Here is a 17285-nt window from a genome sequence, read left to right on the forward strand (position 1 = left end):
GTATAATCCATATTACTATTTAAAATCTCATTCGCTGTTCCTGCAATTCATCCTGCACAACGGACATCATCCCTTCCACTTGCGCCAATGCCAGCATACGTCCATGAAACGAATATCCCGGATTGTATCCAAGTTTCTCATCCCCAAGCATCATGCGGCCATGATCCACCCGCATGGGCAAGCCGGGATTTGAGGATTCGAAGACACGAATCAGTTCTATCAGATGTCCCCGGCCGGACAGGTGCGAACTCTCTATGAAATCCCCACCGGACAAAGTCTCTGTGCTGCGAAGATGGACAAAGCGGGTACGACCGGCAAACCTGCGTGCCAGCCCACGGGTGTCATTGTGTACACCGGCACTGAGTGAACCGGCACAGAATGTCAGCCCATTGTGTGGATTGTCCACGGCATCCAGAATCCAGGCAATATCCTCCTCACAGGTCACGATACGGGGAAGTCCAAGCATCTGAAAGGGTGGGTCATCGGGATGCACGCACATGTCAATGCCATATTTCTCACACACCGGCATGACGGCTGCAAGAAAATAACGCATATTCTCGCGCAACATGCCCTTGTCCACACCTTCATAAAGGGATAGAAGCCTCCTGAAAACCGAAACGGGCTCAGTCTCCCCTTCCCGTATATTTCCATTCACAAAACCTTGTGTCTTCACAATGACCGTATCTATCAGCTCCAGTTCTTCCTCCCCAGTGATGCGGCTGCCTAATTTTTCCACCTCCATCAGTTCCTTTTCGGAATAATCCTTTTCCGCATGTTTCCTTTTCAGGATTTTCAAGTCGAAATAGGCAAAACGTGTTTTATTGAAATAAAGTGATGTGGTGCCGTCCGGCCAGGGATGGTTCAAGTCCGTACGAATCCAGTCAATGACCGGCATAAAGTTGTAGCACACAGTTTTGATGCCCGCCTTGCCGAGGTTGGTAAGGCTTTGTATATAGTTTGTTATCAACCGGTCTCTGTCAGGGCCTGCATACTTGATTGCCTCACATACAGGCAAACTTTCCACCACCGACCAGCGAAGTCCGGCAGATTCTATATACTCTTTCATTTCCTTGACAGTTTCCAAGGGCCAGACTTCACCGTTAGGTACATCGTGCAAAGCAGTAACAATCCCTTCTACTCCTATCTGACGCAACATGGTAAGTGTAATCTCATCTTTCTTGCCAAACCATCTCCATGTTTTTTCCATCCGTTCTATGCAATATTAAAGTGGATAAACCGATACTTGATCCAGTATGACACCTTCATCAAGAGCCTTTATCACAAGTTTGTTTAGTTTCTTTTTCCGGGCAGGCAAAGCCACTCTTCTTATCGCCTGATTCCTGAGTACATTCTCTTTCCATTCCTCACTGCGTCCTTTAGTCTCGTAATGGATAGGCAGAGTTTCCTCCTTATCCAATGCAATAGTGAAACGCAACTGTGTCCCCTCCACGGGATGGGAAGGCAACAAACGGACTTCTACCTCTACAGAATCAGACGGACAGTCTGGCAATTCAAATGTGACCTCTTTCTCCTTAGGAATGACAGCCGCCTTCCCTTCATATCCCAAACCTTCACAAGGGACGAAATCCCCCTTTGCACATTCTACCGCATTCCAACGACGGATTGCCGCACGCTCTTCTTTCATGGGTTTCATCGTGACAGAACGGTCTACCGGTTCGAATACAGGTAACCGACGCGGCTGGTGATCCATCATACGATGCCATTTCCCATTATTCCTTATACCTGTATTATATATGCGAGTCAATGAAACGATGCTGTCGTAGGCCGCATCACTCCGCCCCCAGTCGGCTTCGCCATGACGGGCAAGTTGGGCGTAGAGCATCTTCTTGTTCATCTCAGCAGCAGCCTGTACGGGATATTTCACCAGTTGGAAATAAACATCTTCACGTCCATCACATATTTGCGCAGACAGCCGTTCAGCCTCATCCGAAACAGTCTGATAATCCGACAACCGTTGCAGGATATACTCTTTACTCCACGGCATATCCTTCACAATGCGGTAATCATTCGTATGATATTCCTCCTCCCGTGTATTCCCCATGAATTCCGGTTTGCGGATATGGGCAAGACAATAATGTTCCTGCATGACAGGGAGCAGTTCTCGACCAACCTTTTCACCAAATTCCCGACAAAGAAAATTGCTCAAATGAGCAGAAACTCCTTCTTTATTCACTTCTTCTATATTCCATGCCATATCCAAAAACAACTCCGTCTGATATTCTATCGGCTTTATGTCACCCACATTCAAAATCCATATCTTACGCACATCATGGTCATACGCCTGCTTCATCTGTTGATAGAGCAGATACGGGCTGAATGTACCTAACCAAAGATAATCGTGCGGACGTCCCCAGTACGAGACATGATAATAGATGCCGTTACCGCCTTTACGGGCACGTTCTGCTTCCGTCGGAAAATGCTTGATATAGCCGTAATTGTCATCACACCACATCAACGCAATATCTTCGGGCACCTCCAATCCGGCATTGTACACATCAAGTACTTCCTTATAAGGAATAAACACCTGTGGCACCTTTGTCACATCTTTGTTGACATATTGCTGCAATAAACTCCGTTGGTCGGCAAACACACGTTCGAGTACACGCTTCTGTTCTTCCACCGTTCTGGCACCATTCATCGCACCATCATGCACACCTCGCATACCTACCGTATATAAAATCTCCTGCCCGTCAACCTCTTTCACACGTTCTTCCCAGAAGTTACGGACTGAAGTACTGTTGTTCACATAATCATACTCCCCTTTTCCTCGGCGGCTCCATTCACCGGCGGTGCTCGAAGCCATCGGTTCACAGTGTGACCCTCCGATGTAAATGCCGAATTTCTTTGCTACCTCACGATTGCCTTTTGTCAGGAAGAAAGGTTGCGTGCATTCGTGCATTGCCGGCCAATAAGTGTTGGCACGCAAGCGGAGCAGCAATTCAAAAATACGTTCGTTGGTTTTAGGACCGATGCGTCCCGGCTTGTACCAAGGCTCGTAATGCAAACTGCTCCACGGCATCAGCCCCCAGTCCTCATCGTTGATAAAGATACCCCTATACTCCACGGACGGAGCCTGTACATTCCGATAACCGGAAGGCAACTCAAAAGATTTTCGTTTCATAGGAGTGGCATCCGCCCACCACTTCCAAGGAGACACGCCTATCAATCGCGAAAGTTCCATGATGCCGTATGCAGTACCATGACTGTCACTTCCGGCAATCAATAACCGCCCGTCAGGTAACACAGTCAGCAAAAAGGCTTCTCTCATACCTTTCAATCCAGAAAGATCGGCTTTAGATTGCTCAACCGCATTGTTTACTTCCAAAGTTCCAACAAGGATATTACCACGCGTTTCTTCGCAATGTAAAGAATCGGAGAAAACAGCCCGATAATCCCGTTGAAGCAATTCCAAGGCTGTATGCACCACCGGAGCTTCCGATTTGTCACAGTTCACTGTAACCGTCATACCTGAATGCACACGGAACTGTCCCCATGCCGTCTGTACGACAAGGAAGAGTAAAATTGTTAGGAATCCTATTTTCATATTATTTATCTTTTAGTTTTAATTATTACTGAAGCCGGAGAAAGTCCTTTTGACGCCACCTTCAGTTTGACTTTACCGTTTTGTTTCGTACTTCTGATTACAGCGATGGCACGACCTTTCCAGACCTTACGTATGGGAGCCGTATATGATTTTTCGTCTTTCAAATCCGCACTGCCCGTAGCCTCCAGCATACCGGTTCCACGAACGGAAAATTCCACTTCATTAGCAGCATCAGGTACTACGTTTCCATTTTTGTCCACGACCTCAATGATAACAAAAGCCAAATCTTGTCCGTCAGCCTTTATGGTTTGATCTTGAGTGGTAAGGCGTAGAGAAACAGGAGTTCCGGAAGTCTTTAACACTACGGTTTCCTGCTCTATACCGTTCTCATCCACACCTACCGCGCGCAGTGTACCTGCCTGATAGGGCAATGTAAAGACAGCCTTGAACTGTTGTACATAGCCTGCCGGGCGTTCGTCCACAAGTGAATCGTTCAAGAAAAGCCGCACACGGGGATAGCGGGAGCAGACCTCTACTTCTATCGGTTTTCCTTCATGCCCGCTCCAAGTCCAGCTTTCGCTGGTAGGCCATACACCCCAATCAGTTACTTTTATTTCTCCCCGGTAACCATTGGGTTCACGTACGGCCATATAGAGTTTCTTATCGGGGTTGTAGAGCATGTCACGATAATGGGATATGGGTTTTCGCAGCCCGGTCAGGTCGATGTCACCACAATAGGCACCATGCCAAGGATAGAGCTGCCCGGTATGGAAACCGTCTTTCTCCCTACCTTTGTAATAGGCACGCCCGATGCTCGATTCTCCCAGATAATCCAATGCCGTCCATACAAAGTCGCCGATGATATAGGGATGCTTGTTTACCAAATCCCAATTGCGGAAAGCATCGCGTGGATAGGATTCCGTCTGCATGATGATGCGGGAGGGGACACGTTCGTGGTCAGATTCTGCACGATGCAACTGGTAATTATAGCCTACAATGTCATGTACGGCTGCCAACGGGTCGAATATCTCCCAGTCTTTGTCCCAAGTAGTTAGTGCAGAAGTGACCGGACGTGAAGGATCCAACCGATGTACGTGTTCGGCAAGTCTCTTTGCCGTAGTGATTACTTCCAGTTTCTTGCGCTCTATCACCTCATTGCCGATGCTCCAGCAGAATACGGAGGGGTGGTTGCGGTCGCGAAGCACCATCGCTTCAATATCACGTTTCCACCACTTGTCAAAAAGCACGGAATAGTCATGTTTGTTCTTGGCATCACGCCATCCGTCAAAAGCCTCGTCGATAACGAGCAATCCTTGACGATCGCATTCATGCAGAAAGGCTTCCGAAGGCACATTGTGCGAGGTACGCACGGCATTGAAGCCAGCTTCTTTCAACAATCGCACCTTGCGTGCTTCGGCTGCATCGAAAGAACACGCACCTAATATGCCGTTGTCGTGATGCACGCATCCGCCATTCAGAAGTATAGGTTTACCATTCACAAACAAGCCTTTTTGACTGTCGAAAGTTATGTTTCGGAATCCGGTCATATTCGTTACCTCATCTACCACTTTGCCTCCAACAATCAGTTGCGTACATACCTTATAAAGATTTGGGGTATCCGGCGACCATAGTTTCGGATGACTTACAGAGAGCGATTGCTTCGTGTGTCCGCTTGCGGATGTTACTAGCACTCTGCCAGCCTCATCATAAATCGTATGCTTGATTTCCGGTTTTGTCCCGGTCCGGGCATTGTCTATATAGCGCATGGCAATGTCCAGATTCCAATCATCGCTGCCTTCTTTTTGAGTCGGGCGAATATAAACGCTCCAGTCATCAATGTATATCGCCTCTGTAGTCAGCAGCCACACGTGGCGATAGATGCCTGAACCACTATACCAACGACAGTTCTTCTGTTGGGAGTTATCCACACGTACGGCTACAATGTTCTCCTGCCCGAAATGCAGGTAAGGAGTAATGTCACAGAAATAGGATGAATAACCGTATGGATGCCCTCCAGCACGCTCTCCATTGACAAATACTTCCGAATTCATATAAACACCCTCAAAATAGAGGCGCAGTTCCTTACCCTCCATCACCTTATCTACGTGGAACTTCTTTCGGTACCATCCAATACCCGTAGGCAGATAGCCACCATCGTTTCCGGCAGGAACCTCCGCATCAAAATCGGCTTCAACACTCCAGTCATGAGGCAGATCCAAGCTTCGCCAACCGACATCGTTATATGCAAGTGAAGGGGCATCGGGTGTATCGCCGAGTTTAAAACGCCAATTGTCATCAAACAACTGTTTCCGCTCTGGCATAGCAGCCTCTACAAACAGAGGATAGCTGAACATTACAAACAGCCAGGTGAAGAAAGATATAGATATAAACTTTTTCATGAGAATTACTTATGATTTATACAATAGGTATTGAATGAATGGGGCTTTACCACTGTATTGAGGAACTTTTTTCCAAAGCCTATGGAGATGGATTGTTCCGCGTCACCAAAGTTACCGATGACCGTCACATAATCCTCTGCCGGAGTTTGCCATACCACAGTGTACAGCTTTTTCTCTTTCTGCGGATAGTAGTTTATCATCCGACTGCCCGGTATTACATAATGCGTAAAGTGCTTTACCGCATAATACTCCGCCGTATAGCGGAACTTGCGTGTTTTAGAGTCCACCTGAATCAAAGCATTTTGTTTCCATCCCCAGGGGCTGGTTCCATTGTCGGGCAGAAGGAAGTTCCAGTTGAACCATTCGTCGCATCCGTTGCCGGCATTGTCGCTGATCAGGAAAAAGGTGTGCTCGCCCGCTTTCCAGTCCATGCTGCCGTTGCCGCATTCGCTCTCCGAGCAGATGTAATGGTAATCGGGATATTGACGGCGTATTTCCGGCAATATCTCACGGCCTTCCCATTGGAAAGCGATGCCGTCTATGCTCTTACGCAACTCCCCGTCGGATAGTATCTTCTCCACATGGTCCCGACGATTGGTATTGAACGTACCCAAATAGAGTTTCACTTCAGGGTGACGTGAACGGAGTGTCGGAGCCAAATAATCCCGGTTGAAACATACGGTTCCCTCTGCCGTCCAGGCACAGCCCGGATAGGGCGTATAGCTATAAGCCTCGTTCTGGTAGATAATCATATCAATATTTACGCCCTGCTCTTTGTAAGCATCGATAAACTTGCAGAAATAGTTGGCGTATGCCTGTAAGTAACGCGGGTCTTGAATGAAATAGTCCTGCGTGGCAAGCCGACGCGGAAACTTACCTTTGCGTTCTCCCAAGAATTGCATTTCGTTTTCATCAATACCTTCCACGCTACCGTAAAGCAGATAGTCTATGTTCGGATTGGCATGATTATGACGGCTGCTCACCACCGGATAGTCATTGTTTATTTTCATCCAGCTTGGCGGACTCCAGGGAGAAGCCCAAAAGGTGAGAGCCGAATTGTACTTCTGTGCAGCACGAATCAAAGGGATGATACTACGCTTGTCGCGTTCAATGTTAAAATAGCGTAGTTCCAAGTCACCTTGCACTTCATCACAGCTATACCATGAACGGCCATAATCATTACAGTTCATAGAAATACGTCCACGTGTGAACTTCAAATCACCTTGTGGAGCGAAAAGATTGTACATAATTTCTTCCTGCTCGTCACGTGTCAGCATCAGCAACGCATCCCAATCCAGTTCATTAAAAGTCGTTCCCCATGCTTTCCATTCGGTACCTTTTTCATTTCCCGTTATAGAGAATATTGGCGATACTTCCGCCGTGCTTTTCAACCTATCCTTAGACTGCTGCCAGACAGCCTTCTCGGTACTGCTGGTTCTTATTACAGACTGTCCCCAAAGCTGAAAACTTCCTACCCAAGCCACAGTTGCGACCACAACAAGCTTTCTTACATTAAAATAATCCAAAATCATAAATCTGCTTTAATTAAAAGATTTCATTCATACGATAAATTCATGACAAAAGTAATCATATTCACGATAAGATGCATCATTCCAGCTCTTTATATTGAAAATCAGTGAACTGTGCTTTCCCCTTGCCATATACGAACAGGCCGGGCAACACACTCTGAAAATCATCCAGCGTATTATGGTTGTAACCGGAAATTTCCATGCCGAATGTCTCTTTCATCCACTTTTTGCCATCGTAGCTGTAATAGCCGGTCACCACATGGTCTTCGTTGCGCAGTTTCAGCCAAAGAGCAGTGTAATCACCTTGTCCCGATCGGCCACGATACTTACCCCGTCGCCACTTGTGTCGGTTGTGCCGATCACACCCCGTGCCTACATAGAAGCGGTCATTATAGTAGAGGATAAGTCCGGCAACGGCAGCACTGTCGCACTCGATACGAGCACTGATTTCATACTTATGTGCTCCCGTAACGAACATCATGGGCGATGATTCCGCCGGATTACCACCTTGTGCTTGCAACACAAGCGTGTCGCCTTCCACACGTACACGTCTGGGTTGGTAACGCTTGTAGAATTTCCAGTCGAAGCCAATGCGAAACTCATCCAATCGTGCATGACGGTCTGCCGCACCGTTCAGTGACAAGGGGGAAGGTATTTCCTCTTCTACTTTCTTCTCCAAAGGAGCTTTCAGCCAACCGTCTTCCGTAATCTCTATCGGTTCCAACAAAGTTTGCCACCCCAGCGTAAGATAATCCTTTTCGTAGGCATGATACACAGCCCACCATCTGCCATCGGGTGTGTCAACGAGCGAGGCATGCCCTTTCGACCACCATTGTTCCTCACCGCTGTAAGTGTGAATCAACGGATTGCAAGGGCTGTTTTCCCATGGTCCGTCTACCGATTTGGAGCGAGCTACCACCGCCATGTGGCTGGTGGGTGCCCCTGCAGTACCGCCCTGTGCATTCAGAAAATAGTAATATTCGCCAATCTTCTTCATCTTCGGACCTTCAAGTGCCATGCCTTCCACCGTCCAATGCTGTGGGATAGGCCAGCCATCATACACTTTCTCCAACTTTCCAGCTACAGACAGCCCGTCATCCGTCAATTTCACCCGATGCCCACCGCTAAGAAACAACCACCGCTGGCCAGTACTCTCATCCACTACATGACAAGGGTCTATCCAGTACCCAATCTTCAAGTCCACCGGTTCACTCCAAGGCCCCTCAGGTGAATCGGCATAAACCACATGATTGCTGAAGCGATCATTACCCTGTGACACAGTGAAATAAATGTAATACTTTCCCTGATACTTACAGATGTCCGGCGCCCATACAGAACCCAAATAACGGGTCAACGCTACACTAACAGGTTGCCAGTTTACAAGGTCGCGTGAGTGGAATATAGTCAGTCCGGGGAGATAGTTAAAGGCGGAGTGTGTCATATAGTAATCTTCTCCACTTCTGATGATAGTAGGATCCGGATAATCACCGCCAAGAATGGGATTCCTGAAAGTATATTTCACATCCGCCATCTCCTTGCTGTCCACCCAGAGATTCTCTACATCTTTGCCCACACGGAACAAAGGACGTTCCTCGGCCTTCTTCGGCGTAATGTGGATGTTTTTGAAATAGATATTCTGTGCATGGCGCACATAAAAACCGAATGCTGGCAAACCGTTCCGACGGAAATCCTGTGCATCGGGATAACCACCTTCCAATTCCGGCACTTCCAATGTTGCCATCTTTTGAGTGCCGCCACCCACAGTTTCAATATCCATGTTGCGAATGACAACGTTTTCTACCGGATATTCCTTGATACCCGAAATCAGCGAGCCTTGCAGACGGTTGTCCGTACCTTTGATGTTCTTGATTACCACGTTCTTCAAATATCCGGGATGCTCCATCTTCTCGTTGAGCCGGCGTCCGCGATTACCGATACGGAGAAAGATGGGGCAACGGCTACGGTTTATCTCTATATCTTGTATCAAGATGTTCTCGATGTTTCCTCCGTCCACGGTAGCCAATGTGATACCGGTACTGCAGTCATCGCGGTTACGAAAAGACTGGGAAGCATCCGGAAGGCCACCCAGCACCAACTTGCGAGCGATGATGTTACGGTAATCGCCTTGAGTATCTGTACCCAGTTTAAAAGCATTGCAGGTGGAGTAGAAGGTAGAGTTTTCTATCAGTATGTTTTCGCAAGGTTTGGCACTGGCACTTTTCAGACACATGGCATCATCGTGCGAACTGAAAAAACAGTTTCTTACAATGACATTCTTACACCCGTCCGGGTCAAGTGCGTCATTGTTGTGATTGGCATGGTTAAACACGGTAATGCCATCGAATATTAAGTCGCGACAATAAATATAACTTTGCATCCATGCGGCAGAGTTGCGCAGGGTGATTCCTTTCAGGACCACGTTGTTGCACTCTATCATGCGGATGCCGAAAGGACGTCCTTCCAATGCTCCGATGGTCTCTGGTCCCGGAAAATTCTTTGCTTCGCCGCGAAAGTATATCTCACCCTCCCCGCAAATGCCCACACGTTCCGCCCGTTCGGCATAAATCAGCGAAATGCGGTATTTGTGTATCACGTTCATCACACTTTGAAAGCGTTCCACCTTGTCTGGATAATCTTTCAAATTCGTGCTACCCAGTAAGCGAGCACCTTTGGCTACCTCCAGCATCACACCGGATTTCAATTCTATAGTGCCCGTCACGTATTCTCCTCCTGCTATCCGTACGGTTCCTCCACCTGCGACAAAGCAAGCGTCGATTGCCTTCTGTATAGCAGTGGTGTTCAGCGTACTCCCATCACCTATTGCTCCATACTTCCGTACATCGAATATAGAAACGGGGACTATCCAAGGTTTCAGATGCTTGGTTAGTGAATCTGCCACTAAGGTCAGTTTATGTACTAATTTAGTTTCTAAAGAAACACCATTTTGTCCTTGCAGATTATAAGGACAGAAAATTATAGAACATATTGCAATAAAAAAATTTCTTATCATCAATCTCATAATAACACATTTGTTGTACCCTTACTGATTATCTTTCCCGACAAAACTTTCAGTTTCTCCCCATTTATCACTAGGAATAGAAAATATAGCTTCCGGTATCAGCCTCAGTCACAGCCGGAATCTAATATTCCCGACTCGCTGCCCGGTGATTATTCGGTTCCAACAAAACTCATGAACCAAAGTCGGCGAAATACAATCCCCCCAAAACAAACCGTATTTCGCCGACAAATAATACTACATATACTTTATAACCTATTGAGTATCTTATTCTGTCTTGTCTTCATCAGCCACGGCATCCTCCCAATTCTCCCACATCGTGATGTTTGGATCGTAACCATCGTAGCCGAAATTCTGACGCATTTGCCTGCCTGTGTTTTTCTTGATGTCCTCGTTGGGAACCGGCCAGTACAGGTTGTGCTTACCTATTTCGTAGTTGAATACACGTCCATTGGCATTGATTGGTTTGCCCGTGTTGTACAAGCCACTGTAATGCACTATCCGCTGATACCAATAGCTACCCCCGTTGGCATCAGTACCTTCTTGCCGATCGTAAGTATTCACATCATAAACATTCCCCCATTCATCAGGCTTTCCACTCAGTGCAAGGCAGTAGGAGACACGGCTTAGTTCCACCTGACGCAACTCTTCGAGATAGAGTTCACGGGCACGTTCGTTCATGATGTCTCCGATGGTAACAGTGGTGTAGTGTTGTTCGCAATGTGCCCGCTTCCGCACTTCATTTACATCGTCTGCCGCACCGGTTGCATCGCCCATGTAGAATTTAGCTTCGGCGCGGAGCAGGTACGTCTCAGCCAAACGATAGATATACCAGTCGGCGATAGACCCTTTGGTTGCGCCTTTGAAGTTGTTTTCTTGCGGCTTGCCTTCAGCTACTACATCCTTTAAATAGATTTTATACAGAGGAAAATCGAACCAGGAACGGATGGTGTCTTGCGAACAATCCGGACGTACCTCTGCGTACGTCTTGCCATAATAAGCCGATGCCGGGTCATTGTATTTCAGCGAATCCATGGGGAACCAGTTACCCACCTTAGCACTATGGCGCAAGTCACCTTTATCGTCCATACCATTCACCTGCCACAAAGTGTGGGTGGCGAAGTAAGTGGGACGGATATTGGCTATACCACGACCTATGACCCGCACAAAGTCATACTTTTTGTTATACTTGGCGTTGTTACGGGCAAAATTCGTAGCACCAGGTTTCCCATCCGGTCCCTTGATTTTAGCATCTGTCCAAAACGGTCCGAAGGCACGCATAGTATGAAATTCATTTAAGGATTCTCCCGATCCACGGCTGACAATGCCATAGATTACCTCCTTATTGGCACTCGTCAGCTTGTTCTCTGCACGATGCAAATCCCAGATAACATTACGGGTTATCTTCCAAGTTTCAGGCTCCCCACTCTCTACAAAAGTACCGAAAGGTTCTTTCATCAGTTCATAACCGGATTTATCTATAAGGATATCAGCCTGTTCTTTTGCCTTTTCCCATTGCCCGGTGGCCAAATAGCACTTTATCAGGAGTTGGCGGCATGCGCCCTTGTTCACTTGGCCGACCATATCCATGTCCTTTTGCTCGGGCACCCATTCCACGGCAAACTCCATATCTTTGGTTATCATATCCAAAATGGCCTTGCGGTCAGTAGTAGCGTAATTCTGTTTAGGTACTGAAATGACTTTGGTCAGCAGAGGAATGTCCTTGAACTGGAACACCAGATTCAGGTAACGGATTGCACGATGAAAATATGCACGGCCTATATAGGCATTCTTGGTGGCTTCTTCAAGCCCTTCCACCCCGTTGATGTAGGTCAAAATCGTATTGGGAAACTTGATGCCGGAGTAATAAACATCATTCCAGAACCATCCGGTCTGGTCGCGCATGTTGGTAGGTGTCAGCGTACCGTTGATGTCACAAAAAGGATTGCTTTCATCCGTTTTCCCGTTAGCCGCCAATTCCGAAAGGCGATATTCCAAGGCAAGAGCATTGCTTTCACCGTTTATCCAAATGTCACGTAGTTGCTTGTCGGCAGCTGCCATGGTGGCTTGCAGACCGGCTTCTGTGGTAAATGTGGTTGTCGGGTCATAGAAGGAAAGCGGTTTAGGCTCCAAAAAATCCGAGCATCCGCAGAGAAGAAGCAGGCCGCATGCAGCCGCTGTTAAACCAGACAGTCCTTTTTTCTTATTGTTTAATCTATTGTTGTTCATAATGAGTGCTGTTTTATAAAGTTACATTTATACCTAAAGAATAAGTGCGAGGTGCAAGACCACCGGTCTCTATGTCGTTCAGTTTCCAATGAGACATGGTCCAAAGGGCAGCATTACGGATGGTGCCATAAACCTTCAAATTAGAAAGTCCCCATCTGGAAACAATGGATTTCGGGAAGGTATACCCAATCGAAATGTTTTCGAGACGGATGAACGAGCGGTCAATATACCTTGCCGGTGAATTTACTCCCGTAGGTCCTTTAGAATTGAGCCGTGCATACGTGTTGGACTGATGCTCCGGAGTCCAGTATTCTTTTATACTCTGATTCAAGCCATAATCTATTTCTGAAGCGTTCACTTGGTTCAGGTAGGAGGTGTCTTTCATCTTGGAACCGATACAGGAATAGAGATTGAAGGAGAAGTCGATATTTTTCAGGATAGTGAAGTTGTTCCGCATGGAAAGAATGTAAGGAGAAGTAGTTTGTCCCAAGAACTCCTTATCCTTGTCGTTATAAACAGGGGTACGACTGCCATCGGAATTGATGATGTCGTCTTCCGTGTAGTTGTTGGCCACTTTGGGGTCACCCGGTAGCTGGCCTACTTTCTTAGCTTCTTCAATCTCGTCGGGTTGCCAGATACCGGTGACACGGTAATCCCATATCGCAGCGATGGGGCGTCCTATCCACCATTTGCCATATTCGTCTTTTTCCTTGCTACCCACAATGTTTCCGTTGGCATCGAGCACATCTTCATATTCGCCATAAAGGTGCTTCACTTTATTATCCATGTAAGCAAAGCTGAAACTGGTGTTCCACTCAAAGTTCTTTGTTGCCATATTCTGTGAGTTGATGATTAGTTCCACACCTTTGTTCTGTACCTCTCCCAAGTTGGTGGCAATGTCATTGAAACCGGTGAAAGGAGGAAGCGTACGCCCCATAATCATATCCTTGGTTTTTATCACATAGCCTTCCAAAGAACCGGTGATGCGGTTGTTCTGGAAACCGAAGTCCAAGCCCACGTTGTAGGCCTCGCTCTTTTCCCACTTCAGGTTGGGATTTGCCATACGACCGATTTTCAGGTATTCCATCTCTTTCAGATTACCCGAAGCATCCAAGTAACCAAACATTTTGGCGCCGATATCGAGTGTGGCAAGTGCCAGATAGGGGTCGTTAATGGCACGGTTTCCGTTCAATCCCCACGAGAGTCTCAGCTTACCCATGCTCATGGGTTCCCATTTAAAGAACTTTTCGTTGGTAAAAGTCCATGCCAGGGCTACAGAGGGGAATGTGGCCCAAGGTTCTTTCTCTCCGAAGGCCGAATAGGCATCTCGGCGGATGGATGCAGTAATCATGTAGCGGTCGTCGTAAGAATAGAACAGGCGCCCCAACAGCCCTACAGCTGTGCGATAGCTGTCAGACGAGGAAAAGCTGCTCTCCAATTTTCCTGCCGTATTCACATAGTGGAATCCCAATACATCAGTGGGCTGGAAATTACGGGCGGCAATACCTTCCGACCATGACTGGTGTTTTTCAGCTTCCTGTACCAAAGTCAGCATGACATGGTGTTTTTTAACGAAAGTATGGTCCCATGACAAGGTGTTATTGATAGACCAGTCGAATTTTGAAGCTGTATTGCGGTTGGCACCGTGGCTTACCGCATCCCAATCGGGATGTTCGGATGACTGGAACCAGCGGTCGTAGAACCACTGGAGGCGCGGAGAAGCATTGAATGAATAGTTAATGTTAAACGGCAGTTTCAGTTTGGCTGTGAAAATGGAGTTCAGCACGTAATATCCCTTTTCAAGTTGCTCATATTGATGGTTGAAGTCGTAGTTATAACCCATGTTGTAGGTGTTCTTCTCACCCATGGGATGTACGGCAAGGTTTCCATCTGCATCGCAGTAGTTGGCAAAGGGACTGTTGGCGAGTGTGGAGCCTTCATTCAATGCCAGGTCGCCATCACTACGGCTTTGGAAGTTGACATTACCGCTGACTTCCAGCCAGTCAGTAATGTTGGTAGTCAATTTCATATTGGCACGGATGGCTTGGTATTCAGTACCCCGAATGACCCCTTCATTACGAAGATAGCCTACGGACATATAGTAGTTCATTTTCTCGCCCGCTCCAGAGACACTGGCATTATAATCCTGGTTGATACCGGTTTGATAAGCGCTGTTGTACCAGTCGTATGTTCTTCCGGCAAGGAAGTTGTCACGTATCAACTGGTCTGTCTGGGTCAACACACGGTCAGCATAAATACCGAGGTCTGACTGCCCTTCGGCATTGACCGAATAGTTGCGCCAGTCTTCGATGGAAACATCGGCAGGCAAGCGGTCGGGACGGTCATAATAACCGGGCTTGATAGTTCCCGTCTGGTAGGCCTCGTAACGCCCGGTTTCGGGATTCATTCCGTAAGTAGCGGTCTTGTACCAGTCTTCACGGTACTTCATATAACCGTCACCATCATATACTTCTTTATAATTGGCTTTAGTTACGAAGCCCACCTTTGCACTGAAGTTAATGACAGGTTTGCCCATCTTTCCTTTCTTGGTAGTGATGATGACCACGCCATTTGCCGCACGGGCACCATAAACGGCTGCTGCCGAAGCATCCTTCAACACGTCTATCTGCCCGATGTCTTCAGGATTGATTTCAGACAACTCACCATAAAATGGCATATTATCAAGGATAATCATCGGAGAGCCGTCCGTCAGGCTGGACAGCGAGCGGTCGCCACGGATTTCGAGTGAGCCGCCGCCTTTGGCCGACGTGTCGAGCCCCACCTTCAGACCCGGTGCGCCGCGAAGCACGTCTTGCACGGTCTTGGGGGCTTCGTTCTGCATGGCTGTGGGGCGTATCTGTACGACGGAGCCGGTGACATCTTTCCGACGCATTGTGCCGTACCCCACAACAACCACCTCGTCTAGCATCTCGCTGTCTTCCGTCAAGGTCACATTCAACGGTTTTCCCGGTACAGCCTTTACCTCTACGGTTTTATAGCCGATGTAGTGGATTTCCAAAGTGGCACCCGGTTTCACTTTGAGCGAGAAGTTTCCATCAATATCAGTAATAGTTCCATTTCCTCTGTTTCCTTTTTCAATAACATTGGCACCGATGACGGGCCCCATGGCATCACTGACCGTACCTTTCACTATGACTTGCTGTTGCTGCACAGCCTGCACAGTAGTCACGCCGTCCTCTGCCCACAGGGCAAGCGGGTGGCTCGCTACGAGACCGGTACAAAGCAGTAAGACGGCTGTCGCTTTACTCGGAAGTCTGAATGAGTTTGATTTCATCATTTCTTAAATTTAATTAGGTTAAACATTTGGGTTAATTCCTTTTAATTTCCTCTTCTTAAATAAGAAGTTCTTCGGACTTCAGACAAAAAAAACGCTTAATATCAGTGAAGCAACTGACTAGCTTAGTCAAAGATCTCGACTACCTATGGTCGAAGTTTTCGCTTACCTTAGTCGAGAGCTTCGTCCGAAGTATGCCCGAAGAAATATGTTATCCTGAATACTTTCTTATACCTTAATTATACCTATACCTTACTTGTCTATATTGCTTACACAATAAATGATTTTTATCCTAACGGATTCTCTTCCAAATTCCCGTCACTGCCATCCGGTTTCTCCGTAGAACCACCAGCTTCGGGTGCCTCGCCTATATAAATGGTATGAGAGGTACTACGGGGTGTTTTCAACAGAGCACCGCCACCGCCTCTGTACTGTGTGGTCACTGTAAGCATATACTCGCCGTCTTCCAACGATGCAGGCAGCAAGATAATGAGTCGCGAAGGCTCGTTCAGCACAATCATGGCGTTGTCTATCTTTGTCACAGTTCCTGTGATAGCGGAAGTCAGCATAACGCCCACCGAAGGGTCAGTACCTGCCACCGTGAGGTTCTTGCCGAAAAGGGTGAAATTGCGACCTGCCGTGGCGCTGAAGTCCGTTGCGCGAGTAGCGGCATCCCGTCCGCTGCCGATGTAGAATTTTGTGGGACGTTCTCCCAACACGTCCACACGTGTATCCTTAATAGCCTCGCGAAGCGTCTTGCCCTGAGTGAACGAGACATAAATGCTGTTGGTTACTGCATTCCAGGCGTTCTGCTTCGCTACGCCGCGAAACTGTGCCACACCACGAAACAGCCCAGTGTTCACACTCTCACCATTCATCAACGCTTCGGCTATCACCTCTTCCATCAGTTCGATGCCTAATGCCATCGTCTCGCGCCGCACACCAGGATTCTTTGCCACCATGCGGTCCAAGATAATATTCTTGTCGATGCTACGGGTGGTCTCCAGTTGGAAAATCTTGTCCGTCTTGTCATCGGTAGTCACCGTGTTGTCTACCAACCATGCCCTTAATACATTTTTTGCCATACTTTCATAGTCTTTTTGTTAACATTGGTAATATAATATTGCATTATTGATATGATAAAATTATCTATTATATCAAAATAGAATAAACTAATATGTCATATCAACGCTGCAAATATATAGAAAATGAGAGGTACGAATGAGAGGTAAATCTTCCTTATGCCGCTACT

General features: G+C 47.3%; 8 protein-coding genes. All 8 read right to left on the bottom strand.

Features of this window, described 5'->3' with window-relative positions:
• Positions 1-19: 19 nt before the first annotated feature.
• The 8 genes from uxuA to NQ510_RS17110 all read right to left on the bottom strand — a co-directional run bounded on the left by uxuA (position 20) and on the right by NQ510_RS17110 (position 17118).
• The gene (gene uxuA / locus NQ510_RS17075) at positions 20-1207 is read right to left on the bottom strand and encodes a mannonate dehydratase (protein WP_005831612.1); all 1188 of its coding nucleotides are present in this window, start codon (positions 1205-1207) and stop codon (positions 20-22) included.
• A 15-nt stretch (positions 1208-1222) separates the two neighbouring features.
• Complete coding sequence (locus tag NQ510_RS17080; protein ID WP_005831613.1) at positions 1223-3565, bottom strand: glycosyl hydrolase 115 family protein; 2343 nt, start codon at positions 3563-3565, stop codon at positions 1223-1225.
• Between the two features lie 5 nt (positions 3566-3570).
• A complete protein-coding gene (locus tag NQ510_RS17085) occupies positions 3571-5964 on the bottom strand; it encodes a sugar-binding domain-containing protein (RefSeq protein WP_005831615.1) in 2394 nt (797 codons plus the stop codon).
• 5 nt (positions 5965-5969) lie between these two features.
• Positions 5970-7496 carry a glycoside hydrolase family 30 protein gene (locus NQ510_RS17090; RefSeq protein ID WP_005831617.1) on the bottom strand — a complete coding sequence of 509 codons (1527 nt, stop codon included), beginning with the start codon at positions 7494-7496 and terminating at the stop codon, positions 5970-5972.
• 76 nt (positions 7497-7572) lie between these two features.
• On the bottom strand, positions 7573-10392 hold the full coding sequence (locus NQ510_RS17095) for a family 43 glycosylhydrolase (RefSeq protein WP_167320996.1): 2820 nt from the start codon (positions 10390-10392) through the stop codon (positions 7573-7575).
• A gap of 384 nt (positions 10393-10776) precedes the next feature.
• A complete protein-coding gene (locus NQ510_RS17100; RefSeq protein ID WP_005831621.1) occupies positions 10777-12738 on the bottom strand; it encodes a RagB/SusD family nutrient uptake outer membrane protein in 1962 nt (653 codons plus the stop codon).
• A gap of 13 nt (positions 12739-12751) precedes the next feature.
• Complete coding sequence (locus tag NQ510_RS17105) at positions 12752-16033, bottom strand: SusC/RagA family TonB-linked outer membrane protein (RefSeq protein ID WP_032845404.1); 3282 nt, start codon at positions 16031-16033, stop codon at positions 12752-12754.
• A gap of 287 nt (positions 16034-16320) precedes the next feature.
• On the bottom strand, positions 16321-17118 hold the full coding sequence (locus tag NQ510_RS17110) for a DNA-binding domain-containing protein (RefSeq protein WP_005831625.1): 798 nt from the start codon (positions 17116-17118) through the stop codon (positions 16321-16323).
• Positions 17119-17285: the final 167 nt, after the last annotated feature.

It is taken from the genome of Bacteroides uniformis (genome assembly GCF_025147485.1).
GTDB lineage: Bacteria > Bacteroidota > Bacteroidia > Bacteroidales > Bacteroidaceae > Bacteroides > Bacteroides uniformis.

Bases quoted from the DNA above. Each gene is read 5' to 3' on its own strand.
- uxuA (WP_005831612.1), bottom strand. From the start codon at position 1,207: ATGGAAAAAACATGGAGATGGTTTGGCAAGAAAGATGAGATTACACTT.
- NQ510_RS17080 (WP_005831613.1), bottom strand. From the start codon at position 3,565: ATGAAAATAGGATTCCTAACAATTTTACTCTTCCTTGTCGTACAGACG.
- NQ510_RS17085 (WP_005831615.1), bottom strand. From the start codon at position 5,964: ATGAAAAAGTTTATATCTATATCTTTCTTCACCTGGCTGTTTGTAATG.
- NQ510_RS17090 (WP_005831617.1), bottom strand. From the start codon at position 7,496: ATGATTTTGGATTATTTTAATGTAAGAAAGCTTGTTGTGGTCGCAACT.
- NQ510_RS17100 (WP_005831621.1), bottom strand. From the start codon at position 12,738: ATGAACAACAATAGATTAAACAATAAGAAAAAAGGACTGTCTGGTTTA.
- NQ510_RS17105 (WP_032845404.1), bottom strand. From the start codon at position 16,033: ATGAAATCAAACTCATTCAGACTTCCGAGTAAAGCGACAGCCGTCTTA.
- NQ510_RS17110 (WP_005831625.1), bottom strand. From the start codon at position 17,118: ATGGCAAAAAATGTATTAAGGGCATGGTTGGTAGACAACACGGTGACT.